The 25233-nt window shown below is 67.3% G+C and carries 19 protein-coding genes, 2 pseudogenes and 1 riboswitch; of the genes and pseudogenes, 12 read left to right on the top strand and 9 right to left on the bottom strand.

Annotation, left to right across the window (positions count from 1 at the left end; all coding sequences use genetic code 11):
- Window positions 1–47 precede the first annotated feature (47 nt).
- From nagA to A5697_RS10705, 3 genes are all read left to right on the top strand, one after another.
- Window positions 48–1169, top strand: a complete 1122-nt coding sequence (gene nagA, locus A5697_RS10715; protein ID WP_068010305.1) for an N-acetylglucosamine-6-phosphate deacetylase — start codon at window positions 48–50, stop codon at window positions 1167–1169.
- Window positions 1170–1235: 66 nt separating this feature from the next.
- A complete protein-coding gene (locus tag A5697_RS10710; protein ID WP_068010312.1) occupies window positions 1236–1604 on the top strand; it encodes a DoxX family protein in 369 nt (122 codons plus the stop codon).
- Window positions 1605–1677: 73 nt separating this feature from the next.
- Window positions 1678–1878 carry a hypothetical protein gene (locus tag A5697_RS10705; protein WP_068010303.1) on the top strand — a complete coding sequence of 67 codons (201 nt, stop codon included), beginning with the start codon at window positions 1678–1680 and terminating at the stop codon, window positions 1876–1878.
- Here the strand turns inward: A5697_RS10705 and yhjD are convergent.
- Together yhjD and trpS are read right to left on the bottom strand one after the other, a co-directional pair.
- Window positions 1875–2903, bottom strand: a complete 1029-nt coding sequence (gene yhjD, locus A5697_RS10700) for an inner membrane protein YhjD (protein WP_067943809.1) — start codon at window positions 2901–2903, stop codon at window positions 1875–1877. The two genes, A5697_RS10705 and yhjD, sit on opposite strands and share 4 nt — an antisense overlap.
- Before the next feature lie 7 nt (window positions 2904–2910).
- Window positions 2911–3930, bottom strand: a complete 1020-nt coding sequence (trpS, locus tag A5697_RS10695; protein WP_068010302.1) for a tryptophan--tRNA ligase — start codon at window positions 3928–3930, stop codon at window positions 2911–2913.
- A 240-nt stretch (window positions 3931–4170) separates the two neighbouring features.
- Here trpS and A5697_RS10690 point away from each other — a divergent pair, with 240 nt between their 5' ends.
- A complete protein-coding gene (locus A5697_RS10690) occupies window positions 4171–4968 on the top strand; it encodes an alpha/beta fold hydrolase (RefSeq protein WP_067949910.1) in 798 nt (265 codons plus the stop codon).
- Here A5697_RS10690 and A5697_RS10685 read toward each other — a convergent pair.
- Window positions 4961–6190, bottom strand: coding sequence for an NADP-dependent isocitrate dehydrogenase (locus A5697_RS10685; RefSeq protein WP_067949899.1), 1230 nt, complete (start codon window positions 6188–6190; stop codon window positions 4961–4963). The two genes, A5697_RS10690 and A5697_RS10685, sit on opposite strands and share 8 nt — an antisense overlap.
- Window positions 6191–6223: 33 nt before the next feature.
- The gene (locus tag A5697_RS10680; RefSeq protein WP_067949897.1) at window positions 6224–8461 is read right to left on the bottom strand and encodes an NADP-dependent isocitrate dehydrogenase; all 2238 of its coding nucleotides are present in this window, start codon (window positions 8459–8461) and stop codon (window positions 6224–6226) included.
- A gap of 145 nt (window positions 8462–8606) precedes the next feature.
- Window positions 8607–8728: riboswitch (SAM riboswitch) on the top strand.
- 40 nt (window positions 8729–8768) lie between these two features.
- On the opposite strand from A5697_RS10680, the gene A5697_RS10675 reads away from it, so the two are divergent.
- From A5697_RS10675 to A5697_RS10665, 3 genes are read left to right on the top strand one after another with little or no spacing between them, the layout of a single operon-like run.
- Window positions 8769–10127, top strand: coding sequence for a bifunctional o-acetylhomoserine/o-acetylserine sulfhydrylase (locus A5697_RS10675; RefSeq protein ID WP_067949895.1), 1359 nt, complete (start codon window positions 8769–8771; stop codon window positions 10125–10127).
- Between the two features lie 11 nt (window positions 10128–10138).
- The gene (locus tag A5697_RS10670) at window positions 10139–11275 is read left to right on the top strand and encodes a homoserine O-acetyltransferase (RefSeq protein ID WP_067949893.1); all 1137 of its coding nucleotides are present in this window, start codon (window positions 10139–10141) and stop codon (window positions 11273–11275) included.
- Entirely contained in the window at window positions 11272–12006 is a 735-nt protein-coding gene (locus A5697_RS10665) for a class I SAM-dependent methyltransferase (RefSeq protein ID WP_068010309.1), read from the top strand. Before A5697_RS10670 ends, A5697_RS10665 begins: the two co-directional genes overlap by 4 nt.
- A gap of 24 nt (window positions 12007–12030) precedes the next feature.
- On the opposite strand, the gene A5697_RS10660 is transcribed toward A5697_RS10665, so the two are convergent.
- Both A5697_RS10660 and A5697_RS10655 read right to left on the bottom strand, forming a co-directional pair.
- The gene (locus A5697_RS10660) at window positions 12031–14019 is read right to left on the bottom strand and encodes an APC family permease (protein WP_082953329.1); all 1989 of its coding nucleotides are present in this window, start codon (window positions 14017–14019) and stop codon (window positions 12031–12033) included.
- A gap of 85 nt (window positions 14020–14104) precedes the next feature.
- Window positions 14105–16033 (bottom strand): annotated as a pseudogene (locus tag A5697_RS10655) (APC family permease); the annotation flags it as partial.
- Window positions 16034–16729: 696 nt separating this feature from the next.
- Here A5697_RS10655 and A5697_RS10650 point away from each other — a divergent pair.
- Window positions 16730–18463 (top strand): annotated as a pseudogene (locus tag A5697_RS10650) (NAD-binding protein); the annotation flags it as partial.
- Window positions 18464–18721: 258 nt separating this feature from the next.
- Window positions 18722–20047: a PPE domain-containing protein gene (locus A5697_RS10645; protein ID WP_068010299.1), complete on the top strand. Its 1326-nt coding sequence runs from the start codon at window positions 18722–18724 to the stop codon at window positions 20045–20047.
- Window positions 20048–20051: 4 nt separating this feature from the next.
- On the opposite strand, the gene A5697_RS10640 is transcribed toward A5697_RS10645, so the two are convergent.
- Entirely contained in the window at window positions 20052–21482 is a 1431-nt protein-coding gene (locus A5697_RS10640; protein ID WP_068010307.1) for an FAD-binding oxidoreductase, read from the bottom strand.
- Window positions 21483–21776: 294 nt separating this feature from the next.
- Between A5697_RS10640 and A5697_RS10635 the strand changes: the two genes are divergently transcribed.
- The gene (locus A5697_RS10635; RefSeq protein ID WP_068010298.1) at window positions 21777–22280 is read left to right on the top strand and encodes a DUF732 domain-containing protein; all 504 of its coding nucleotides are present in this window, start codon (window positions 21777–21779) and stop codon (window positions 22278–22280) included.
- On the opposite strand, the gene A5697_RS10630 is transcribed toward A5697_RS10635, so the two are convergent.
- On the bottom strand, window positions 22277–22558 hold the full coding sequence (locus tag A5697_RS10630) for a DUF3017 domain-containing protein (RefSeq protein ID WP_067949887.1): 282 nt from the start codon (window positions 22556–22558) through the stop codon (window positions 22277–22279). The genes A5697_RS10635 and A5697_RS10630 overlap by 4 nt on opposite strands.
- A complete protein-coding gene (locus A5697_RS10625; protein WP_067949885.1) occupies window positions 22555–23400 on the bottom strand; it encodes a bifunctional methylenetetrahydrofolate dehydrogenase/methenyltetrahydrofolate cyclohydrolase in 846 nt (281 codons plus the stop codon). The genes A5697_RS10630 and A5697_RS10625 overlap by 4 nt, the downstream gene beginning before the upstream one ends.
- An 83-nt stretch (window positions 23401–23483) precedes the next feature.
- Between A5697_RS10625 and A5697_RS10620 the strand changes: the two genes are divergently transcribed.
- Window positions 23484–24692 (top strand): NADH:flavin oxidoreductase, encoded by a 1209-nt coding sequence (locus tag A5697_RS10620; RefSeq protein WP_068010296.1) that lies wholly within the window; start codon window positions 23484–23486, stop codon window positions 24690–24692.
- Window positions 24693–24762: 70 nt separating this feature from the next.
- Window positions 24763–25233, top strand: a 471-nt coding sequence (locus A5697_RS10615; protein WP_156673244.1) for an FHA domain-containing protein, incomplete at its 3' end; no start/stop codon positions are given.

Below are 25233 nucleotides of genomic sequence, written 5' to 3'. Positions count from 1 at the left end.
GGACGCCAGCTGGAGGAAATCCGCCACTTCTGGGAAAACGGCGGCCGATGGTCATGATCGCCGCGGGCACCACGGTGCTCGACGGGCAGGTCCGCCGGCCGGGCTGGCTGGAGACCGACGGCGGGCGGATCGCCGCCTGCGGCGCGGGCGTCCCGCCCCGGCCGGCCGACGCGCACTTCCCCGACGCCACCGTGGTGCCCGGGTTCATCGACATGCACGTGCACGGCGGCGGCGGCGCCTCCTACACCGACCGCGACGGCATCACCGGCGCGGCGGAATTCCATCTGCGGCACGGCACCACGACAACGCTCGCCAGCCTGGTGACCGCCTCGCCCGCGGAGTTGCTCGCCGGCGTGCGCGCGCTCGCCGAGGCCGCCCGGCACGGCACCGTCGCCGGCATCCACCTGGAGGGGCCGTGGCTCTCCCGGGCCCGTTGCGGGGCACACGACCCGGCCCAGCTGCGCGACCCTGACCCGGCCGAGATCGACGCCGTGCTCGACGCGGGCCGCGGCGCGATCCGGATGGTCACCCTGGCACCCGAGCTGCCCGGGGCCGACGAGGCGATCCGGCGCTTTCGCGACGCCGGAGTGGTTGTGGCCGTGGGACACACGAACGCCACCTACGAGCAGACCGAACACGCGATCGGGCTCGGCGCCACCGTCGGCACCCACCTGTGCAACGCGATGCCGCCGCTGCACCACCGCGAGCCCGGGCCGGTGCTCGCCCTGCTGCGGAACCGGGGAGTCATCGTCGAACTGATCGCCGACGGCGTGCACGTGCACCCGGCCGTCGTGCGCGCGGTGCTCGGGGCCGCGGGGCCCGAGCGGGTCGCCGCGGTCACCGACGCCATCGCCGCGGCCGGCCGCGGTGACGGGGCGTTCCGCCTCGGTGCGGTGGCCGTCGACGTGGTCTCCGGTGTGGCGCGGGTGCGCGGGACGTCGACGATCGCGGGCAGCACCGCGACCATGGATCGGCTGTTCCGCGCGGTGCATGCCGATGCGGGACTGGCCGTCGCGGCGCAGACGACGTCGGCGACGCCGGCGCGGGCGCTCGGCCTCGAGCGGGTGGGCAGCCTGCGCGCCGGCCACGACGCCAATCTTGTTGTGCTGGACCGCGATCTGCGGGTCAGCGCGGTCATGGTCCGGGGCGACTGGCGAGTGACCACCTAGTCGGTGTCACATCATGCGGCCCTGCCACGTCATAGAGGTGAACAGCCATCGACGTGGGAGGTAATGATGAATGTGTTGCTTTGGACGCTACAGGTCGCGCTCGCCGCGCTGTTTACCGCGTCCGGCCTGGCCAAGATCAGTCAACCGAAAGACCGGCTGATCGCCAGCGGACAAACGGGCGTAACGCCGTTCCCGCTGCCGGTGATCCGTGTCACCGCGTTCTGTGAATTGCTGGGCGCCATCGGAATTCTGTTGCCCCGGCTGGTCGGTATCGCCGCGTTCCTCACCCCGCTCGCGGCATTCGGGTTCGCGATCGTCATGGTGGGCGCAATCGCCTCGCACGCGTACCTTCGCGAACCACGCAACGTCGCCGCGACCGTCGCGATCTTCGCCGCCGCCGTCACGGTGGGCATCGGCAGGACGCTCGGACTGTGAGCGGCCACCCCTTCCGCCGCGCCGTGGAAGCCGGCGAATTCGACCGCGTCGGAAGCCTATTCGCCCCGACGCCGTGCTGCACAAGCTCTCCGGTGTGGGCACCGGCGATCACGCGCTCATGTTCAGGGCCGCCGTTGCGGACCTGGAGATCCAGGGCTGCGACTTCCTGCACACGCGGGGGGACGGCCTCATCGACGAGATCACCGTGATGGTCCGCCCGCTGAGGGCGGCCACGGTGTTCGCCGAACGCATGCGCGCGGCCCTCGGCGGCTAGCGCAGCCACCGGGTGAGGCGGGAGAGGGTCAGCCCCGCAACGGCTCCCATCGCCATCGCGGTCAGCGTCTGCCGCGTGCTGATCCCCTCGTCCAGTTGCACGCGCGGGGCGATGATCGCCGGCGCGGGCGGTGCGACGTGGCGGGTGCGCGGGTGATCGGATGCCGTCGCCGCCCATGCCGTGCAGAACAACACGAGATACGAGGTGATGTAGGCGAACACCATCAGACCCAGCACCGGGCCGAACGTGGCGCCCGCGGGGCTGCGCAACACCACCCGCAGGTAGATGGAACCCACTTGCTTGAACGCTTCGAATCCGATCGCCGCCATCAGCGCGCCGCGCGCCGAGTCGGCCAGGCTGACCTTCTCGCGCGGCAGCCGGGCGATCATCCAGGTGAACAGCAACCACGAGATGGCCGTCGAGATCACGATCGACAACAGCCAAAAGAGCCAATCCAATACCGACAGCTGCGGCACCCCAAGCCATTTCAACACCGCGGCCAGGGGGGCGTCGTGGCCGACGGTGGTCAGGCCGACGGTGGCCATGATCACCGCGAACGTCCCCAGCATGGCCAACAGATCGGAGAGCTTGTTGCGCACGAAGCCCGGCGACTCGATGCGCTCGTCCCACCACATCTCCGTCAACGCTTGGCGCAGATGCGATATCCAGCCCAGGCCCGCCCAGACCGCGGTGGCCAGGCCGATGACACCCACCGACGCCCGCGCGTCGATCGCCGAGTTCATCAAGTCGAGCAGCTGATCGCCCAGGGCGCCGGTCACCTGGGACCGAATGTGGTCGTCGATCGTTTTCAGCAGCTCGGGCCGCCTGGCCAGGACGAACCCGAAGGCGGCGAAACCGACCATCAGCAAAGGGAATAGCGCGAAGATCGTGTAGTAGGTGAGGCCGGCCGCGAAGAACCCGCCGTTGCGGTCGTCGAAGCGCTGGTAGGCGCGCACGACGTGGTCGAGCCATCCGTACCGGGCCCGCAGCCGGTCGAGGGCGCCCGCGTTGGCCGGCTCGCTCATGGTGAACTCATCCTCGCTGCGGAAGGAAACCCAACCGATCGTAGACCCGCCGGACGGTTTCGCCGGCCACATCCTCGGCCCGCTGCGCCCCGGCCGCCAGGATCCCCTCCAATTCGGCTGGGTCAGAAAGCAATTCGTCGACGCGCGCCTTGATCGGGCTGACGAACTCGACGACCGCCTCGGCGGTCTCCTTCTTCAGGTCGCCGTAACCCCGCCCGGCGTAACCTTCGACGAGCTTTTCGATGCCGACGCCGGTGACCGCCGATTGGATGGTCAGCAGGTTGGACACGCCCGGCTTGGCGTCGGTGTCGAAGCGAATCTCGCGCTCGCTGTCGGTGACCGCCGAGCGAATCTTCTTCGCGGACGCGGCGGGATCGTCGAGCAGGTTGATCAGGCCGGCATCGGTGGCCGCCGACTTGCTCATCTTCGACGTCGGGTCTTGCAGGTCGTAGATCTTGGCGGTGGCCTTGGGGATCAGCAGGTCGGGAACCACGAACGTGTCGGGGAACCGGCTGTTGAACCGCTGGGCGACGTCGCGCGCCAGCTCGAGATGCTGACGCTGATCCTCACCCACCGGCACCAGCTCGGCGTCGTAGGCCAGCACGTCGGCGGCCTGCAACACCGGATAGGTGAACAGGCCCACGGTGGTGGAGTCGCCGCCCTGGCGGGCCGACTTGTCTTTGAACTGCGTCATCCGCGACGCCTGCCCGAAGCCGGTGAAGCAGCCCAGCACCCAGGCCAGCTGGGAGTGGGCGGGCACGTGGCTCTGCACGAAGATCGTGCTGCGGGCGGGGTCGATGCCGAGCGCCAGGTATTGGGCGGCGGTGGCCAAGGTCCGGCGGCGCAGCGCGCCGGGATCCTGGGGGATGGTGATGGCGTGCAGGTCGACCACGCAGAAGAAGGGTTCGTGATCGTCCTGCAGCGCGACCCACTGGGTGATGGCACCCAGGGCGTTCCCCAGGTGGAGCGAATCGGAGGTGGGCTGCACGCCGGAGAAAATCCGGCGGGATCCGGTAGCGGTGCTCATGATGCACCGATCTTTTCACGCGGGCCTTTCGGGGCACCTGCCGCCGCCGAGTGTGCGGCCAGCTTCACACTCGTCGCCGAGTGTGCGGCCAGCTTCACGTTCGCGCGCGGGCGGGGGCGCTGCGCGCTCGCTTGCGGTACCGGCGGTACCGCATTTAGTGTCGGCGGTATGGGGAGCAAGAGGACGAACACCAACACGGGGACGCGGCCACCGATCCACCTCGGGTCGGGCGAGCCCGTCCTGATGCTGCACCCATTCCTGCTGTCCCAGGCGGTATGGGAGGACGTCGCCCGGCGGTTGGCCGACACCGGGCGGTACGAGGTGTTCGCACCGACGATGGCCGGCCACAACGGCGGCCCCTCCGCCGGCACCTGGTTTCTGTCCTCCGCGGTCCTGGCCGACCACGTGGAACAGCAGATGGACCAGCTGGGCTGGGACACCGCCCACATCGTGGGCAACTCGCTGGGCGGCTGGGTCGCGTTCGAACTCGAGCGGCGCGGCCGTGCGCGCAGCGTCATGGGCATCGCCCCGGCCGGCGGGTGGACGCGCTGGAGCCCGGCCAAGTTCGAGGTGATCGCCAAGTTCATCCTGGGCATTCCGCTGCTGGTGCTGGCGTGGCTGTTCGGCCCGAAGGTGATGCGCCTGCCGTTCAGCCGCCAGCTGGCCACCTACGCGATCAGCGCCCGGCCCGACGGGGTGAGCGACGACCAACTGCTGGGCTGCATCGACGACGTCGCCCACTGCCCGGCCTACTTCCAGCTGCTGGTCAAGTCGCTGCTGCTGCACGGCCTGCAGGAGTTGGCCGAAAACGCGGTCCCGGCGCACCTGGTCATCTGCGAGAAGGACCGGATTGTGCCCGCACCCCGGTTCAGCAGGCATTTCACCACGCATTTGCCCGACGACCACCAGGTCACCAAGCTCGACGGCGTGGGGCACATCCCGATGTTCGAGGCGCCCGAGCGCGTCGCCGAACTGATCACCGACTTCCTCGACGAGTGCACTACCGCGAGCCGCGGCGCCAACCCCTCGGCTAGTTAGCCAGCTTCTTTTCCAGGTTCTCGGCGATCGAGTTGAGGAACTCCTCGCTCTGCTGCCATTCCTGGTCGGGGCCGATGAGGATGGCCAGGTCCTTGGTCATCTTCCCGCTCTCCACCGTCTCGACCACGACGTTCTCCAGCGTCTGGGCGAACTCGATCACCTCCGGGGTGTCGTCGAGCTTGCCGCGGTGCTGCAGCCCGCGCGTCCAGGCGAAGATCGAGGCGATCGGGTTCGTCGACGTCGGCTTGCCGGCCTGGTACTGGCGGAAGTGCCGGGTGACGGTGCCGTGCGCGGCCTCCGCCTCGACGGTCTTGCCGTCGGCGGTCATCAGCACCGACGTCATCAGCCCCAGGGATCCGTAGCCCTGCGCGACCAGGTCGGACTGGACGTCGCCGTCGTAATTCTTGCAGGCCCACACGTAGCCGCCCTCCCACTTGAGGCAGGCCGCCACCATGTCGTCGATCAGCCGGTGCTCGTAGGTCAGCCCCTCGGCCTCGAACTTGTCCTTGAATTCCTCGTCGTAGATGCGCTGGAACTCGTCCTTGAACATGCCGTCGTAGGCCTTGAGGATGGTGTTCTTGGTGGACAGGTACACCGGCCACTTGGCGTTCAGGCCGTAGGCGAGCGAGGCGCGCGCGAAGTCCCGGACGGACTCCTTGAAGTTGTACATCCCCATCACGACGCCGCCGTCCTCGGGGATGGACACCACCTCGTGCACCATCGGCTTGCTGCCGTCCGACGGTGTGAAGGTGATCGAGACGGTGCCCGGCTTGTCGACCTTGAAGTTCGTCGCGCGGTATTGGTCGCCGAAGGCGTGCCGGCCGATGACGATCGGCTTGGTCCAGCCCGGCACCAGGCGCGGCACGTTGGAGATCACGATCGGCTCGCGAAAGATGGTTCCGCCCAGAATGTTCCGGATCGTGCCGTTGGGTGACAGCCACATCTTCTTCAGGTTGAATTCGGAGACGCGGGCCTCGTCGGGGGTGATGGTGGCGCACTTGACGCCCACCCCGTGCTTCTTGATGGCGTAGGCGGCGTCGATCGTCACCTGATCGTTGGTGCGGTCGCGGTTCTCGATGCCAAGGTCGTAGTAGTCCAGGTTGATGTCGAGATGCGGCAGGATCAGCATGTCCTTGATGAACTTCCAGATGACGCGGGTCATCTCGTCACCGTCGAGCTCGACTACGGGCCCTTTGACTTTGATCTTGTGTTCGCCTGACATATCGAGCCCGACTTTCTCTTGGCGGCCCTAACCCTACGAGCCTTGCGAAGCGGCCAGCGCTTCATTGAACGTCTTGCTCGGCCGCATCACTGCAGTCGTCTTCTCGCTGTCCGGGTAGTAGTAGCCACCGATGTCGACCGCCTCGCCCTGCGCCTCGGCGAGCTCGGCCACGATCGTGTCCTCGTTCTCGCCCAACGACTTGGCCAGCGCGGCGAAGTGCTCGCGCAGCTCTTCGTCGTCGGATTGCGCGAGTTCCTGCGCCCAGTACAGCGCCAGGTAGAACTGGCTGCCGCGGTTGTCGAGTTCGCCGGCCTTGCGCGACGGGCTCTTGTTGTTCTCCAGCAGCTTGCCGATGGCGGCATCGAGCGTCTTGCCCAGGATCTTGGCGCGCTCGTTGTCGGTCTTGATCCCGATGTCTTCGAAACACGCTCCCAGAGCGAGGAATTCACCGAGGGAGTCCCAGCGCAGGTGATTCTCCTCGAGCAGCTGGTGGACATGCTTCGGCGCCGAACCGCCGGCCCCCGTTTCGTACATTCCGCCGCCGGCCATCAACGGCACGATGGACAGCATCTTGGCGCTGGTGCCCAGTTCCAGGATCGGGAACAGGTCGGTGAGGTAGTCGCGCAGGATGTTTCCGGTCGCGGCGATGGTGTCCTGCCCGCGCATCGCGCGCTCCAGCGTGTACCGCATGGCCCAAACCTGCGGCATGATGTTGATGTCCAGGTCCTCGGTGTCGTGCTCCTTGAGGTACTCCTTGACCTTCTTGCGCAGCTCGACTTCGTGCGGGCGTTCGGTGTCCAGCCAGAACACCACCGTCATGCCCGAATTCCGCGCCCGGTTGACGGCCAGCTTGACCCAGTCGCGGATCGCTTCGTCGGTGACGATGGGCATCCGCCAGATGTCGCCGGACTCGACGTTCTGCGTGAGCAGGACTTCCCCGGTGTCGAGATCGACGATGTTGGCGACGCCGTCTTCGGGGACTTCGAACGTCTTGTCGTGCGACCCGTACTCTTCGGCCTGCTGCGCCATCAGGCCGACGTTGGGCACGGTGCCCATCGTGGTCGGGTCGAACTGCCCGTGGGTTTTGCAGAAGTTGATGATCTCCTGGTAGATGCGGGAGAACGTCGACTCGGGGTTGACGGCCTTGGTGTCCTTCTGCCGTCCGTCGGCGCCCCACATCTTGCCGCCCGCCCGGATCATCGCCGGCATCGAGGCATCCACGATCACGTCGCTGGGCGAGTGAAAGTTGGTGATGCCCTTGGCCGAATCGACCATGGCCAGCTCGGGGCGATGTTCGTGGCAGGCGTGCAGGTCGCGGATGATCTCCTCGTGCAGCGAGGCGGGCAGCGACTCGATCTTGCTGTAGAGATCGACCAATCCGTTGTTGACGTCGACGCCGAGCTCGTCGAACAGCTCCTGGTGCTTGGCGAAGGCGTCCTTGTAGAAGACCTTGACGGCGTGGCCGAAGACGATCGGGTGCGAGACCTTCATCATCGTCGCCTTGACGTGCAGTGAGAACATCACTCCCGTCTCGTAGGCGTCCTGCATCTGTTCCTCGTAGAACTCGACCAGGGCCTTCTTGCTCATGAACATGCTGTCGATCACGTCGCCTTCGCGGAGCTCGACTTTGGGCTTGAGCTCGAGGGTCTTCCCGCCCTTGGTCTCCAGCACCATCTTCACGTTGCGCGCGCGGTCCAGCGTCATCGACTTCTCGCCGTGGTAGAAGTCGCCGTGCCGCATGGTCGCGACGTGGGTGCGCGAGGCCGGCGACCACTCCCCCATGCTGTGCGGATGCCTGCGGGCGTACTCCTTGACGGCCTTGGGCGCGCGCCGGTCCGAGTTGCCCTGGCGCAGTACCGGATTGACCGCGCTGCCCAGGCATTTGCCGTAGCGGGCGCGAATTTCCTTCTCCTCGTCGGTCTTCGGGCTCTGCGGGAAGTCCGGAACCTTGAAGCCCTTGCCCTGCAGTTCCTTGACGGCGGCGATCAGCTGGGGCACCGAGGCGCTGATGTTCGGCAGCTTGATGATGTTCGTGTCGGGCAGCTGCGTCAGCCGGCCCAGCTCCCCCAGGTTGTCCGGGACCCGCTGTTCTTCGGTCAGGTGCTCGGGGAACTCGGCGAGGATCCGGGCGGCGACGGAGATGTCGCTGGTCTTGATCTGGATGCCCGCCGGCTCGGCGAAGGCGCGCACGATCGGGAGGAACGCGTAGGTCGCCAGCAACGGCGCCTCGTCGGTCAGTGTGTAGATGACGGTCGGCTGTTCGGCGCTCACGGTCCCTCTCCCGGCGTGAAAAATCTTCGAATCGGTCAGATCCCTGGGGGGCTCAGCGTTCTTCCTGCCACGTTATCAAGGGCGTTTGGGCAGGTGTCGACCTGCCATTGGCACGAAGTCGGCACAGTAAGCTAATCTTCGTATTGGTCATGAGCGCCAGCATCAAGCCCCGGCTTGCTGGCCGGCAACCCTCCAACCGCGGTGGGGTGCCCCGGGTGATGACCAGGTTGAGTAGCCATAGCAGCGGCTATCCGGCAAGCGCGGGTCCGCCATGACGGGCCCCTGAGCCAGACAGGGGAAGCTTTCCATGAGCGACGACAACAGTGATCCGAGTGCGAATTGGTCCTTCGACACCAAGCAGGTGCACGCCGGTCAGCACCCGGACCCGGCGACCAACGCCCGGGCCCTGCCGATCTACCAGACCACGTCGTACGTCTTCGACGACACCACCCACGCCGCCGCCCTGTTCGGTCTGGAGGTTCCGGGCAACATCTATACCCGGATCGGCAACCCGACCACCGACGTCGTCGAGCAACGCATCGCCGCGCTCGAGGGCGGTGTGGCCGCGCTCTTCCTGAGCTCCGGGCAGGCCGCTGAGACCTTCGCCATATTGAACCTCGCGTGTGCCGGGGATCACATCGTCTCCAGCCCGCGGCTCTACGGCGGCACGTACAACCTGTTCCACTATTCGCTGGCCAAGCTCGGCATCGAGGTCAGCTTCGTCGACGACCCCGACGACCTGGATTCCTGGCAGGCCGCGGTGCGACCGAACACCAAGGCGTTCTTCGGCGAGACGATCTCGAACCCGCAGATCGACGTGCTGGACATCCCCGGGGTGGCCGGCGTCGCGCACGCCAACGGGATACCGCTGATCGTCGACAACACCATCGCCACGCCCTATCTGATCCAGCCGTTCAAGCACGGCGCCGACATCGTGGTGCACTCGGCCACCAAGTACCTCGGCGGTCACGGCTCGGCGATCGCCGGCGTCATCGTCGACGGCGGCACCTTCGATTGGACGCAGGGCCGCTTCCCCGGATTCACCACGCCCGATCCCAGCTACCACGGCGTGGTGTTCGCCGAGCTCGGGCCGCCGGCGTATGCGCTCAAGGCGCGCGTGCAGCTGCTGCGCGACCTCGGCTCCGCGGCCTCGCCGTTCAACGCGTTCCTGGTGGCCCAGGGCATCGAAACGCTGAGCCTCCGCATGGAGCGCCACGTCGCCAACGCGCAACGGGTGGCCGAGTACCTGGCCGGCCACGACGGCGTGCTGTCGGTGAACTACGCGGGGCTGCCCAGCTCGCCGTGGCACGAGCGGGCGAAGAAGCTGGCGCCCAAGGGAACCGGTGCGGTGCTGGCCTTCGAGCTGGCCGGCGGCGTCGAGGCCGGCAAGGCGTTCGTGAACGCCCTGAAGCTGCACAGCCACGTCGCCAACATCGGCGATGTGCGCTCGCTGGTGATCCACCCGGCGTCCACCACCCACGCGCAGCTGAGCCCGGCCGAGCAGTTGAGCACCGGGGTCAGCCCGGGACTGGTGCGGCTGGCCGTCGGCATCGAGGGCATCGACGACATCCTTGCCGACCTGGAGCTGGGGTTCGCCGCGGCGCGCAAGTACGGTGCGGACGCGCAAACCTCGGGCGCCGACCCGCAAGCCGTGGCGGCGTTCTAAGGGCCGCGGCGATGACGATCTCCGACGTCGGAACCCAGACGCTGCCCGCCGAAGGCGAGATCGGCCTGGTACACATCGGCTCGCTGACCACCGAGAGCGGCGCGGTGATCGAGGATGTCTGCATCGCGGTTCAGCGCTGGGGTGAGCTGTCGCCGACCCGCGACAACGTGGTGGTCGTGCTGCACGCGCTGACCGGCGACTCGCACATCACCGGCCCCGCCGGACCCGGGCATCCCACCGGCGGCTGGTGGGACGGGGTGGCCGGGCCCGGCGCGCCGATCGACACGAACCGCTGGTGCGCCGTGGCCACCAACGTGCTGGGCGGTTGTCGCGGTTCGACCGGACCGAGCTCGCTGGCGCGGGACGGAAAGCCTTGGGGCTCACGGTTTCCGATGATTTCGGTGCGCGACCAGGTGGAGGCCGACATCGCCGCGCTGGCGGCGCTCGGGATCGACGAGGTGGCCGCAGTGGTCGGCGGATCCATGGGTGGCGCAAGGGCTTTGGAGTGGATGGTCGGTCACCCCAGCCGGGTCCGCGCCGGCCTGCTGCTGGCGGTCGGCGCGCGCGCGACCGCGGACCAGATCGGCACGCAGACCACGCAGATCGCGGCCATCAAGGCCGACCCGAACTGGCAGGGCGGCGACTACCACGGCACCGGCCGCACCCCGGACACCGGCCTGACCATCGCCCGCCGCTTCGCGCACCTGACCTACCGCGGGGAGGCGGAGCTCGACACCCGGTTCGGCAACGACAAGCAGGGCGTCGAGGACAGCCGGTATGCCGTACAGAGTTACCTCGAGCATCAGGGCGACAAGCTGCTGGCCCGCTTTGACGCGGGCAGCTACGTGACGCTGACCGAGGCGCTCAACAGCCACGACGTCGGCCGCGGCCGCGGCGGGGTGCGCAAGGCCCTCAGCGGTTGCCCGGTGCCGGCCGTGGTCGGCGGCATCACCTCCGACCGGCTCTACCCGCTGCGCTTGCAGGAGGAGCTCGCCGAGCTGCTGCCGGGCTGCAGCGGTCTGCACGTTGTCGACTCCATCTGCGGGCACGACGGCTTCCTGGTGGAATCCGAGGCGGTCGGCGAGCTGATCCGCAAGACGTTGGATCTTGCCGGCTCGGCGGACGGCGAAGGCGCGTGTCGGCGGTGACCCGCTCTCGCCACGACCGCTCCCTGTCGTTCGGTTCGGCGGCCGCGGCCTACGAGCGTGGACGCCCCTCCTATCCCCCGGAGGCCATCGACTGGCTGTTACCGCGCGGCGCGCGACAGGTGCTGGACCTGGGTGCGGGCACCGGCAAGCTGACCACCCGGCTGGTGGAGCGCGGCCTGGACGTGGTGGCCGTCGACCCGATTCCCGACATGCTGGAAGTGCTGCGCACCTCGCTGCCGGAGACCCGGGCGCTGCTGGGCACCGCCGAGGGGATCCCGTTGCCGGACAACAGCGTCGACGTCGTGCTGGTCGCGCAGGCGTGGCATTGGGTGGACCCCGAGCGCGCCATTCCCGAGATTGCCCGCGTGCTGCGGCCGGGTGGCCGGCTGGGCCTGGTGTGGAACACCCGCGACGAGCGGCTGGGCTGGGTGCGGGAGCTGGGCGACATCATCGGCTCCGACGGCGACCGGAGCCGTTTCGACGTCACGCTGTCCGAGTCGTTCACCGAGCCGGAGCGCCACCAGGTCGAGTGGACGAATTACCTTACGCCGCAAGCCTTGATCGATCTGGTCGCATCGCGCAGCTACTGCATCACCTCACCGACCGAGGTCCGCACCAGGACCCTGGAGCAGGTGCGCGAGTTGCTGGCCACCCATCCGGCGCTGGCGAATTCCACCGGGCTGGCGCTGCCGTATGTCACCGTGTGCATCCGGGCGACGCTGTCCGAGTAGCGGCACTGCGGGTCGTCATCATCCTCATCCCGTAGCAGCCGGCACCGGATCAACCACTTCGGCGGCGCGAGAATCAACGTCGGCGGGGGCCACCCGCGCGATCCGTGACTCGATGTCGTAGGGCACGATGATCGCCGTCGCACCCCGAACGCGGCTGACGACACGCGCCATCTTGTCCGCCGTGCGGTCGTGCAGCAGCCGGCCCAACAGCGGCGAATAGGTGCGGCGCGGCAACAGCACCGTCACCCTGGTGTCCGGATGGTCCTTGAGGACGCGCAGCACCAATTCGTGCGCGGCCCGGCTCAGATGACGGTCCGGACAGTTGATCAGCCACAGCGGGGTGTGGTGCTCGAAGCGATCCCAGCGCTCGCGCAGCCGGACGGCATGGTCGACGTCGATCACGAAGTGCACCGCGGTGAGCTCGTCGGCGTGCAGGCCATAGCCGAGGCGAACCGCCTCGATCTCGGCCAGGTCGATGGTGTCCACGAACACCAGCACCTGCAGTCGCGGATGGCGCGCAAGGTCGAGGTCTTCCGTGCGCGACATCTCCAGCACGGACGCCTCGTCGCGGTACTTCCGGTTCAGCCGCATCAAGGCCAGCACCAGCAAGGGGAAGATGACGACGATGAGCCAGGCGCCCTCGGTGAACTTGGCCACCACGAAGATTCCCACCACGATCGTCGACATGATTCCCGCCGACAGATTCACCGCCAGCTTGAATCGCCATCCCTGCCCGCGCCGGGTCAGATGATGCTTGGCCATGCCGTAGCCGGCCATCGCGAACGCGGTGAACACGCCGATCGCGAAGAACGGCACCAGCGCGCTCACCTTGGCTTCGGTGACGACGAGCAGCACCATCGCCAGCGCGGTCAGCACGAAGATCCCGTTCGAGAACACCAGGCGATGGCCGCGTTTGGTCAGGGGGCGAGGCAAGAAGCGGTCCTCGGCAACGAAACTCGCCAGCGCGGGGAAGCCGTTGAAGCTGGTGTTGCAACCCGTGAACAGGATCGCCGCGGTCGACGCCTGCACCAGGAAGTACAGGGCATTCCCGATCACCCCGTGGCCGAACACCGCCCGGGCGATCTCGGACAGCATCGACGGGTATTCATCGCGATAGGGCGTGGCGTGGGTGACGTGCGTCAGCCACGCCACGCCCGCGAGCAGGAAGCCGAGGATGCAGGCCATCCGCGTCAGCACCCGACGGGCGTTGACACCCCGGGGTTCCTGAAAGACGTTGACGGTGTTGGACACCGCCTCGAGGCCGGTCAGTGAGGTGCCGCCGTTTGCGAACGCGCGCAACACAATCAGGATGGTCGCACCCATCACCAGCCCGCTGCCCTGATGCACCGGCACCGCGCCTGCGATGTGCTGCGGTTCGTATCTCGGCAATCCCCAGATCATTTCACGAACGAATCCGGTCAGGATCGTCACGGTGATCATGCCGACGAACGCGTAGGTCGTCATCGCGAACGTGCGCCCCGACCGTCGTAGCCCGCGCAGGTTGGCCAGGCAGATCAGGACCACCGCCGCCAGCGTGATCTCCAGGTGATAGGGCCGCAGCTGAGGGATCGCCGACACCACCGCCACCGTCGCGGCCGCGGGCTGCACCGCCACGGTGACCACGTAATCGATGAGCAGCGCGGCCGCCGCGACCTGCGCCACGCGTGGGCCGAAGTTCTCCCGCGCGACCGTGTAGGACCCACCGGCCCGCGTGTAGATCATGACCACCTGGCGGTAGGACGCGGCCACCAAAGCGAGGACCACCAGGATGACCCCGGTGATCGGAAGCACCAACGCGAAAGCCGCCATCCCGGCCGCCGGCAGCAGTTCGATCATGATCTGCTCGGTGCCGTACGCGGTCGAGGAAATCGCGTCGGGTGAGAGCGCGCCGAGTGCAACGGGATTCGACAACCTCTCCCCGTCCAGCTGATCGGTGGTAAGCGGCTGTCCCAGGAAAATTCGCTTGCACTTGTCGGTAATGGAGAGCGGTATCCCGCCACTCGGCTGCGTCACAGCATCCCTTCCTCGCGGGCTTTCAAGACATTGGACAAGGACCGGGCCAACTCGAGACCGGATAACGTCATCCCGCGCGGGTGACCTCCGCGATGCGGGACTCGATGTCATAGGGCACGATCTGCGCGACCGCACCCGGAATGCGGCTGACGGCGCGGGCGATCTTGTCTGCCGTGCGATCGTGCAGCAGTCGGCCGACGAGCGGCGAATAAGTCCGGCGTGGCAGCAGCACCGTCGCCTTGGTGTCCGGATGCTCCTTGAGCAGCTGCAGAACCAACTCGTGCGCCGCGCGGCCCAGGTGCCGATCGGGACAGGCCACCAAACGTAGCGGGGTGTCGTGTTCGAAGACCTCCCAACGCTTCTGCAGCCGGGCGGCATGATCGGCGTCGATCACAAAATGCACGACGGTCAGCTCGTCGGCGTGCAGTCCATTCCCATACCGCAGCGCTTCGACCTCCGCAAGGTCGATGGCGTCCACGAAGACCAACACCCGGTGCCGGGTGTAGCGGGCCAGCACCGGCTTTTCCGTGCGTGACATCTCCAGCACGGAAGCCTCCGCGCGGTACTGCCGGTTCAGCCGCATCAGCGCGAGCACCAGCAGCGGGAAGACGACGACGATGAGCCAGGCGCCCTCGCTGAACTTGGCGACCGCGAAGATCCCCACCACGACGGTCGACAGGATCCCGGCGGAGAAATTGACCACCACCTTGCGCCGCCAACCTGGGCCGCGCGTGCTCAGAAAATGCTTGGTCATCCCATAGCCCGCCATCGAGAATCCGGTGAACACGCCGATCGCGTAGAAGGGCACCAACGCATCAACCGAGCCCCCGGTGATGAGGAGCAACGCGATCGACAGGGCGGTCAGGGCGATGATGCCGTTGGAGAAGACCAGGCGATGGCCGCGCTTCATCAGCGGACGCGGTAAAAACCGGTCTCCGGCAACGAAACTCGCCAGCGCGGGGAAGCCGTTGAAGCTGGTGTTGCCACCGGTGTAGAGGATCGCCGCGGTCGACGCCTGCACCAACGCGTAGAGCACCCCGCCGATCGCGCCGTGCCCGAAGACCGCCCGCGCGATCTCAGACAACATGGAGGGGTATCCGTCGGTGTACGGGACGGCATGGGTCACGTGCGTCAGCCACGCCACGCCCGCAAGCAAGAACGCGAGGATGCAGGCCATGATCGTCATCACTCGCCGGGCGTTGATGCCTTCCGGCTTGCGGAAAGTGGTGACTGTGTTCGATATGGCTTCGACTCCGGTCAGTGACGAGCCACCGTTGGCGAACGCGCGCAACACAATCAGAACCGTCGCGCCCATCACCAATCCGCCGCCCTGGTGAACCGGCACCGCTCCGGCGATGTGCTGGGCATCGTATGTCGGCAGGTTTCCGCAAAGCTCGCGGATGACCCCGACAACGATGGTCAGCGACACCATGGCCACGAACGCGTAGGTGGGCACCGCGAAACGGGCCCCCGCTTCGCGCAGACCGCGCAGGTTCGCAAAGCACATCAACAACACCATTCCGACGGTGATCTCGAGGCTGTAGGGGCCCAGCACCGGCAACGCCGATGCCACCGCGACCGTCCCGGCGGCGCATTGCACCGCGACCGTGACCACGTAGTCGATCAGCAGCGCCGCGGCGGCGACCTGCGCTACCCGAGGACCGAAGTTCTCGCGTGCGACCACGTACGATCCGCCGGACCGCGTATAGACCATGACAACTTGCCGATAGGACGCGGCGACCAACACCAGGATCAAGAGGATGACGCCGGTGATCGGCAGCAGCAGTGCGAACGCGGCCATCCCCGCTGCCGGCAACAGTTCGATCATGATCTGCTCGGACCCGTATGCGGTCGAGGAGATCGCGTCGGGTGACAGCACCCCGAGCGCAACCGGGTTGGACAGCTTCTCGTGCTCGAGCTGCGAGTTGATCAAGGGCTTGCCGAGGAAGCCCCGCTTGCACACGTCGGACAGGGATGACCATGCCCTGTGCTCGCCAGGACGCCTATCAGCCAAAGATGCTGGCACAGAACATATTCCTTCCCCCCATACGTGAACATCTTAATGGCAAGCCATGCCGCTTCGCCGAAAGCGTATCTGCCGCAATTGTTTTTGTCGCCCCGCCTTATCAGGCCAGCATCGATAAACACAGGAAATTACCAGAAGAACTGCCAGCACACTCTCAGCGGTTGACTTGCACGTAACAAATATGACGCCATTGGTAATAAAGGCTCGGATTTCGAATGGATTGGCGCTCCGCGTCAACACCGTTGAGAGGTAAGGCACTTCGCCCCATAACAGGTTGCGCGCGGGTTGTCCGAGATCGACAGTAAACGCACAGATAAATCAAAGGTGTTGTACAGCAGCCTTTCTGGGTGCCATCGCATCACTTCCTTTATACCATTTGACACAATCCGCGCTTGTAAAAATTGAGTTCTCTTGTGCTCCAGTTAATTCAGAGTCCGAAATGCGGCGTCGCGGTGCGCTTCATCTGCGGGACAGACGAGTTCGTGCGCGCCGCATCCTGAATCTGTCTGTTAGCATCGAATTCGATCGTCATTTCCTTGGAGTAGCGCGCGATATCCGTCTCGGCACAGTAAGTGCTTGTGCCACATCGGTTTCGCGTGACTGCCCGGCCGGACGCGTGAAGCCACCAGTCCAGATCAATGTTCAGGGGAAGGGACACCGTGTTTTGCGGAGGAGTGGAACGTCATGACCCAGTGCATCATCGTCAGCGGTGATGACGCGCTGGCGTCGACCATCGTCGACGAGCTGAAGAGGGCGGGCGCGCGCGTCGCGAGGCTCCTGGATGCGGAACTCGCCGGCGCCCGCGTCAAGACCGAACTCGCCAGGGCGGGAGTCGCCTCGGCGTCGGCTGTGGTGTGCGCCGGAGATGACGACGCGACCAATCTGGAGATTGCGCTGCTGGCGCGGAAGGCCAACCCGGACATCCGCGTGGTGGCCCGGGTGGCCAATGACGTACTGCGCGAGGCCGTTGCCGCGGACGAGGGCCCGAACGCCATCCTCGGTGTTGCCGACCTCGCGGGCGCTGCGGTGGTCGAGGCTTGCCTGGCGCGCACCACGCACCCGTTCGAGGTGGCGGGGATCGACTTCGTCGCCTTCGGCGCCGAGGCCCCGTTCGATGCGTCGCTGCGGGAGATCTACGGCGACCTCGCCCCGGTAGCGATGGTCCCCAACGAGAACGCGGCCAACGCCGGCGAGGTCCTGGTATGCCCGGGGCGGGACCTGCGGGTCAGCGCAGGCGACTGGACGGCGATGATCGGTACCACCGAGGAGGTCGCGGCCTGCGGCGTCAAGGTGCCGCGCCGGGACCGCATGCGTGCACGCCAGTCGCGAGTGCGCCGGGTCCTGTATGCCGCACGTGCCCTGCCCGACGAGGTCAACCCCGCGTTCTACCCCGTGATCGCCGCGCTGATGCTGTTGGTCATCGGCTCGACGACGCTGCTGCATTTCTCCTACACGCACCCTGGGATGTCCTGGACCGACGCGTTCTACTTCACCAACGAGACGATCACGACGACGGGTTACGGCGACTTCAGCTTCGCCAAACAGCCGACCTGGCTGCGGCTCTACGCCGCCGTACTGATGCTGGCCGGCGTGACCACCACCGCTCTGCTTGTCGCCTTCATCGCCGATGTGCTGCTATCGCGGCGCTTTCTGACGCTGTCCGCACGCCCGCGGGCACGCCACTTGCGCAACCACATCATCGTGGTCGGATTGAGCGCGCTCGGGGTCCGGGTCGTCACCGACCTGACCGAGGCCGGTTACGACGTGGCAGTGATCGAGCGCGACCAGAACAATCCTTTCCTGTCGACGACGGCCGAGCTCGACGTTCCGGTCATCTTCGGGGACGCGACCCTACGCCCGACCCTGGAAGCGGCCCGGGTCGACAGCGCCCGCGCGGTCGCGGTGCTGACCCGAGACGACATGGTCAACATCGAGACCGGGATCGTGGTTCGCGAAATGCTGGGCTCCGAGCCCGCCCCGCTGGGCAATCGATGGAGCAAGGTCCCGCTTGTTCTGCGGGTGTACGACCATGACCTGGGCTCCGCCGTCGCCCAGCGGTTCGGCTTCGAAAACGTCCGGTCCACAGTCGAACTGGCCGCACCGTGGTTCATCGGCGCGGCGATGGGCCTGCAGGTGCTGGGCACGTTCTCGGTCGGTAACCGATCGTTTTTGATTGGCGGGATGTACGTGCAGGCCGGCAGCGAACTCGACGGGCTGCAGATGTTCGAAGTGTCCACACAAACGCGTGTCATCGCAATCACTCGGGAGGACGCCCCGGTTCGGCTGCACCCGCGTCGCGACTCCCGGCTCAGCGCCGGTGACACCGTTTACCTGGTCGGTCCCTACCGGGAACTCATCGCAACCCTGCGTAAGGGCCAGCCGCTGCCGCGGCCGGCCGCGGACGACTCGCTCGTCGACGGTGAATGCAGTTGCGCGGGAACAGGGATGGACGCCGAGGTGTCGAATGAAGACAACGTTCGACGCCTCCAACCGGTCAGAGAGGGGCGCGGCGTCGCGAGCCATTGACCGCAGAGCACACCGATTCGCAACGCCGCGGCGCAGGCTGAGCCACGCCGCGCCAAAAATTCATTGAGGGGGAGAGTTTTGTCGTCCATCGCTGGGGGAATTGCCGCTTACCCGGCCGACCCGCGCTCGTTCGAATAGTTCGGTTGTGCAATGGATTTCGCAACGCTTCCGCCGGAGGTCAACTCGGGCCTGATGTACGCCGGTCCGGGTTCGGGACCAATGCTTGCCGCCGCCCAGGCATGGGAATCGATTGCGGCGGAGCTACATACCGCCGCCGCCTCGTACGAATCGGTGGTCTCCGGTCTCATCGCCGGACCATGGCTGGGTCCCTCATCGGCCATGATGGCCGCCGCCGCGAACTCCTACGTGTCGTGGTTGAGCGCGGCCGCCGCACAGGCGGAGCAGACCGCCACGCAGGCCATTGCGGCCGCCGCGGCCTATGAGGCAGCGTTCGCGGCAACCGTGCCGCCGCCGGAGGTCGCGGCCAACCGGAGCCAACTTGCGATGCTGGTCGCCACTAACCTGTTGGGCCAGAACACGCCTGCGATCGCCGCGACCGAGGCTCAGTACGGCGAGATGTGGGCGCAAGACGCCGTCGCGATGTACGGCTACGCGGGATCCTCGGCCACGGCCACGCAGCTGACGCCGTTCACCCCACCGCAGCAGAACACCAACTCGGGGGCGCAGGCCAATGCGCTCAGCCAAGCCGCCCAGTTGCCCGCCGGGTCCACGCGGAGCGCGGTCTCGGCCGCCACCGGGCCGGCGAGCTCGGCGTCCGGGGCGGCGGGCACCGCGGCGTCCGCACTCGGCGTGAATACGCCGTTGGATCTGATCAACGTCGGCGCCGACGCCATTGCGTACGGAGTCGACGCCCCATTGGCCCCGCTGGGGGCGGTATCCATGCCCATCGACCTGATCGGTGCTGAAACCGGTTTGCACACCGATGACATCGTCAGCGATTGGGATGCCAACGGCGCGCCCGTATCGATAGTGCGGGGGGTGACGCCAGCCGGTCCGGCGACGACGCCGAACGTGTTGTCGACGACGATGTCGGGCGGGCTGGGCGAGGCGGACTCGATCGGCCGGCTCTCGGTGCCGCCGACCTGGGTCGCGGCGACGCCGGCGGTACGCCCGATCGCGCTCGCGTTGCCGGCCGCGCCCGTCGGCGCCGCCGCCACGGCTGTGGCGCCCGGTTTCGAGAGCACGCTCGGCGAGATGGCCCTGGCCGGCACGGCCGGACGCGCCATTCGTGACGCCGTCGGCCGGCGCGACCAGCGGATCGCGGCACCCGTTGGTACGCAGGCGATCAGGGAGCGGCCGGCCGATACGGATGAGGACGTGCCCGCCGACGGTGAGCCGCGCACCGTGGTGACGGGGATCGCCGCCGAGATCCGCGAGTTCGCCCGGCTGCGCGACGAGGGGCTGATCTCCGACGAGGAATACGTCGAGCAACGTAATCGCCTGCTCGGCCGCTGAGACCTCAGAGATTCAGGCCGGAGAACATGACTCGGTTCGGGTCGTACTTCTGCCGCACGGTCGTCAGCCGTGACAGGTTCGATCCGAAGTAACGCGCCGGTGAGCCGTTGGCTTCCAGGTAGTTCACATATCCGCCGACCGAAATCTGTTGCACCGCTTGGTGTGCGGAGCTCAGCCAGCTGTTCGCGGCGCTGACCTGGCTGCTGGAAGGTTCGACATACCACTGCAGGACGGCGGCCTGATTGCGCCACGGGAACGCGGTGTCACCCGCGGCCACGTCCGCGACGGCGCCGCCGAGCGGGTCGACGAGGACCGACGCCTGTCCCGCGCCTGCGGGCCACTGCCCTATCGCGGTGGCAATGGCGTGGGCCGCAGTGGAATCCACCGGCCCGATGACGTCGGATCCGGCCACGAAGGAGCGTGCCGGGGGGTTGGCGCTACCGCCGGCCAGGAACATCACCAGATCCGTGCGATTCATCGTCTTGTTCGAAACCGACGTGGGCGCCACCCCGACCGCTGACTTGATCGCATCGGCAACTCCCGACCCCGCGCCCGCCGGGCATGTTGCCAGGACATGGCAGTTCGGGGCGGAGCCGACCATGAGATCGACGATGCCCCAGGTGTTTCGGTCGGCGGCGCTGAGCCAGGATTGCCAGCCGACGAGCACCTGGGTGGCCGACGCGGGCGGAAAGTCGAGCCGCACGACGTCGCTGTCGGCCGTCGCGAAGGTGGAGAACGTCATCGACGTCGTCACCCCGAAATTGCCGCCGCCACCGCCGCGAAGCGCCCAGAACAGGTCCGGGTTGTCGTTGGCGGAGGCGGTCACCACGTCACCGCTGGGCAACACCACCGTCGCCGACTGCAGCGCGTCGCAGGTCAGGCCCGCGTGCCGGGTGTCGGGGCCGATCCCACCGCCCAGCGCGAGTCCCGCGACGCCGACGGTCGGGCACGTCCCGCTGGGTATCGCGCGACCGGCGCCGGTCAAGGCCTGATGGATCGCGTACAGGGTGGTCGCCGGGGTGACGGTGACGTTGTTGCCGTCGAACTTGGCGCCACCCGGAAGTCCACGCAGGTCCAGGACCAAGGTGCCGTTGGCGCTCGACGCGCCGACGTACGAATGCCCACCGCCACGCGGGGCGACCTTGAGGTTGTTGGCCGTCGCGAATGCGAGGGCTTTCTGCACGTCGGCCTGCGACGAAACCGTCACGACCGCGGCGGGACTGGAGTTGTCGTAGAACGAGTTGAAAACCTTTTTGCTGGTGGCGAATTGGGCGGCGTTGGTCGGCAAAACAACGGCGCCGCCGATGGCGGAGGCCAGCCCGCCCCATCCGGCGACGGGATCCGCGGCGGCCCGCGCGGTGCCCAGAACCGCGCCAGTTGCCAGCATTCCGACGGCGCCGCGAAGAAAGGCCTGGCGCGAGATGTCCCTCTGCAACCAGGGGTCCAGCGGACGGCTGCGATTCGTCGTCATGTGCGGAGATTCTTAAACATTTCTCACCGAAAAGCCCGGAGCTTACGGCCGTGTCAGATCACAGTGTGGCCTCGATCCGCAGCGGGGCTTGACGGCACGCATCGGCCCAATAAGCGACGCCGCGGCCGCGACGGCCGCGCAAAACGCTTATTGTGCGAAGCTTTATCCCACCGTGTCGCAAACGTGACAGTGATAGCTCAGAGTTCGTAACGTGATTCGAGTGCTTCCGGCGCACTCCACGAACGAGGGGGAGGCTGCATGAAGGCACGTTCACGAACGCATCACTGGATCTGGGTGTTTCGGAACCAGCCGCTGACCGTTCGCCTGCTGGCCGTGGCCGCCGGCCTGCTCACCGCGGCGTCGGCGTTCGCCGCGCCGGCCGGGGCGGACAACCCCGACGATAACTTCATCGACGCGCTCAACCACGCCGGCATCGACTTCGGCGAGCCGGGAAACGCGATGTCGGTCGGTCAATCCATCTGCCCGATGCTCGCCCAGCCGGGCGGCAACTTCGCGGCGGCCGCGTCCAGCGTGTCGGGCCGGGGCATGTCCCCCATGATGGCGCGCATGTTCACCACCATCGCGATACAGACCTACTGTCCCGAGCAGATGGCAAACCTGGCCAGCGGCAATCTGTCCGGTGCGGTGCCGCAGATGCCCGGAATGGCCGGGCAGCTCCCCGGCATGAACGGGCAAATCCCCGGCATGAACGGCCAGATCCCCGGCATGGCCGGGCAGATCCCGGCGGTGCCAGGTATCTAACGGGTGCCCAGCGGATCGATGGTCCAGGCGATGTAGGCCATCGCCCCCGCGACCGTCGCGGTGGTGATGAAGTCAATTCCCTTGCTGCGCACCGCCAAAAGGCCGGACCGATCATCGGAGAGCACCAGTCGCAGCGCCGCCGCCAGACCGACACCGATACCGATCAGCAGCGAACCGCGCCGCCAGAAGCTGGCCCCCACCAGCACGAGCGCCGTGGCAAAGGTCAAGCCGACCAGCAGGATTGGCCACTGGGCCCTGACGAGGGACCTAGCGCTCATTGCCGCTCGGCCAGCTCGACGACGTTGCTGAGCAGGAACGCCCGGGTCAACGGGCCGACTCCACCGGGATTCGGCGACACGTGGCCGGCGACCTCCCACACGTCGGGGTGGACGTCGCCGACCAACCCGTTGTCGGTGCGGCTGACGCCCACGTCGACGACCGCGGCGCCCGCACGCACCATGTCGGCGGTCAGCATGTGCGGCACCCCGACGGCGGCCACGACAATGTCCGCCTGCCGGGTGTACGCGGCCAGATCGCGAGTTCCGGTGTGGCACAGGGTCACCGTGGCGTTCTCGGAACGGCGGGTGAGCAGCAGCCCCAGCGGGCGTCCGACCGTCACGCCGCGGCCGATGATGACCACGTGCGCCCCCGCGATCTCGACGCCGTAGCGCCGCAGCAGGTGCACGATCCCGCGCGCGGTACAGGGCAGCGGTGCCGGAACGCTGAGCACCAGCCGGCCGAGGTTGGTCGGGTGCAGTCCGTCCGCGTCCTTGTTCGGATCGACGCGCTCCAGTGCCGCGTTCTCGTCCAGGTGCTTGGGCAGCGGCAACTGCACGATGTAGCCGGTGCACTCGGGGTTGGCGTTCAGCTCGTCGATGGTGTCTTCCAGCGTCGCCGTGCTGATGTCGGCGGGCAGGTCGCGGCGGATCGACGTGATGCCGACCTTGGCGCAGTCCGCGTGCTTGCCCCGGACATAGGCCTGCGACCCGGGGTCGTCGCCGACCAGAATGGTGCCCAGTCCGGGGGTGCGACCCGACGCGGTCAGTGCGGCCACCCGTTGTTTGAGGTCGACGAAGATCTCATCGCGGGTGGCCTTGCCGTCCAGTGTGATTGCGCCCACGCCTGACAGTCTGGCAGACATCGATGATGGCGACCCGCCACGCCCGGCTTCGCCGCGCTCGCGATCGCCATTAAGCTCCCGATATGTCAACCGCTCCGGACGTGTTCAGCCCGGCCAAGCTCGGCCCGATCACGCTGCGCAACCGCACCATCAAATCGGCGACCTTCGAGGCCCGCACGCCCGACACCTTGGTGACCGACGACTTGATCGAATACCACCGCCTGCCCGCGGCGGGCGGCGTCGGCATGACCACCGTCGCCTACTGCGCCGTCTCCCCCGGCGGCCGCACCGAGGGCAACGGGATCTGGATGCGCCCGGAGGCGGTGCCGGGATTCCGCCGGCTCACCGACGCGATTCACGCCGAGGGCGCGGCGGTGTGCGCGCAGATCGGCCACGCCGGTCCGGTCGCCAACGCCAAATCCAATAAAGCCAGGGCGCTGGCGCCGGTGCGGTTCTTCAACCCGATCGGAATGCGGTTCGCCAAGAAGGCGACCCGCGACGACATCAACGACGTCATCGAGGGCCACGCCAACGCGGCGCGGCTGGCCATCGAGGCCGGATTCGACGCGGTTGAAATCCACTTGGGTCACAACTACCTGGCGAGCGCTTTCCTGTCCCCGCTGATCAACCGCCGCGCCGACGAGTTCGGCGGATCGCTGGAAAACCGGGCGAAGGTGGCCCGCGGCATCGTCATGGCGGTGCGCCGCGCGGTGGAAAAGGAGGGCACGCCGATCGCGGTGACCGCCAAGCTCAACATGACCGACGGCGTCCGCGGCGGCATATCCACCGAGGAATCGTTGACCACCGCGAAGTGGCTGCAGGACGACGGTGGCCTCGACGCGATCGAACTCACCGCGGGCAGTTCGCTGGTCAACCCGATGTACCTGTTCCACGGTGACGCGCCGCTCAAGGAGTTCGCCGGCGCGTTCAAACCGCCGCTGAGTTGGGGCATGCGCATGACGGGCAAGAAGTTCCTGCGCGAGTACCCCTACCGCGAGGCCTATCTGTTGCGGCACGCCAAGCTGTTCCGCGCCGAGCTGACCATGCCGCTGATCCTGCTCGGCGGCATCACCAACCGGGAGACGATGGACCTCGCGATGGCGGAAGGGTTCCAATTCGTCGCGATGGGCCGGGCGCTGCTGGCCGAACCCGACCTGATCAATCGGATCGCGGCCGACGGCGCCGCGCACAGCGTGCATTCCGCGTGCACGCACTGCAACAAGTGCATGGCCACCATCTACACCCGCACCCAGTGCGTGGTCACGGGTGCCCCCGATCTGCTAGCCCACTGACGATAGCGGGTCCCGCAACGCACATTTGGGCCTCAGGTTGGCCTTGGGTCCACGAGTTACAGTTGGTCCGATGAGCTCAGCAGCCCCGCCCGTCTTGACGGTTCGTTTCGATGGGTCAGAACGCACATTTGCCGCCGGTCACGACGTGGTGGTGGGGCGCGATCTGCGCGCCGACATGCGCATCACGCACCCGTTGATCTCGCGCGCGCACCTGTTGCTGCGCTTCGACCAGGGTCGGTGGCTGGCGATCGACAACGGTTCGCTCAACGGCACTTTCGTGAACGGCCGGCGGGTGCCGGTGGTCGAGATCCACGACGGTCAGTGCCTCAACATCGGAAACCCGGACGGGCCGCAGCTGCTGTTCGAAGTGGGGCGGCACCAGGGAATGGCCGGGCGCCCACCGCAAACCGAATCGATGGGCATTCCGGCGGTCGCGGCTCACCCGGGCGGGACGGCCTGGTCCGCCGCGCCGGGCGGCCCGCCCGTCGCCGCGCCGCCCGGTCCCCCACCCGGACCGGCGGGCCGCCCGCCCAACTGGGCG

The sequence above is a fragment of the Mycobacterium sp. E3251 genome (assembly GCF_001666835.1).
GTDB lineage: Bacteria > Actinomycetota > Actinomycetes > Mycobacteriales > Mycobacteriaceae > Mycobacterium.
Note: the sequence above shows the minus strand (reverse complement) of the source record. Positions and strands in the feature narration are given on the sequence as shown.

Excerpts from the sequence above, each read along its gene's own strand:
- nagA (WP_068010305.1), top strand. The coding sequence starts at position 48 with ATGGTCATGATCGCCGCGGGCACCACGGTGCTCGACGGGCAGGTCCGC.
- A5697_RS10710 (WP_068010312.1), top strand. The coding sequence starts at position 1,236 with ATGAATGTGTTGCTTTGGACGCTACAGGTCGCGCTCGCCGCGCTGTTT.
- yhjD (WP_067943809.1), bottom strand. The coding sequence starts at position 2,903 with ATGAGCGAGCCGGCCAACGCGGGCGCCCTCGACCGGCTGCGGGCCCGG.
- trpS (WP_068010302.1), bottom strand. The coding sequence starts at position 3,930 with ATGAGCACCGCTACCGGATCCCGCCGGATTTTCTCCGGCGTGCAGCCC.
- A5697_RS10685 (WP_067949899.1), bottom strand. The coding sequence starts at position 6,190 with ATGTCAGGCGAACACAAGATCAAAGTCAAAGGGCCCGTAGTCGAGCTC.
- A5697_RS10675 (WP_067949895.1), top strand. The coding sequence starts at position 8,769 with ATGAGCGACGACAACAGTGATCCGAGTGCGAATTGGTCCTTCGACACC.
- A5697_RS10670 (WP_067949893.1), top strand. The coding sequence starts at position 10,139 with ATGACGATCTCCGACGTCGGAACCCAGACGCTGCCCGCCGAAGGCGAG.
- A5697_RS10645 (WP_068010299.1), top strand. The coding sequence starts at position 18,722 with ATGGATTTCGCAACGCTTCCGCCGGAGGTCAACTCGGGCCTGATGTAC.
- A5697_RS10635 (WP_068010298.1), top strand. The coding sequence starts at position 21,777 with ATGAAGGCACGTTCACGAACGCATCACTGGATCTGGGTGTTTCGGAAC.
- A5697_RS10630 (WP_067949887.1), bottom strand. The coding sequence starts at position 22,558 with ATGAGCGCTAGGTCCCTCGTCAGGGCCCAGTGGCCAATCCTGCTGGTC.
- A5697_RS10620 (WP_068010296.1), top strand. The coding sequence starts at position 23,484 with ATGTCAACCGCTCCGGACGTGTTCAGCCCGGCCAAGCTCGGCCCGATC.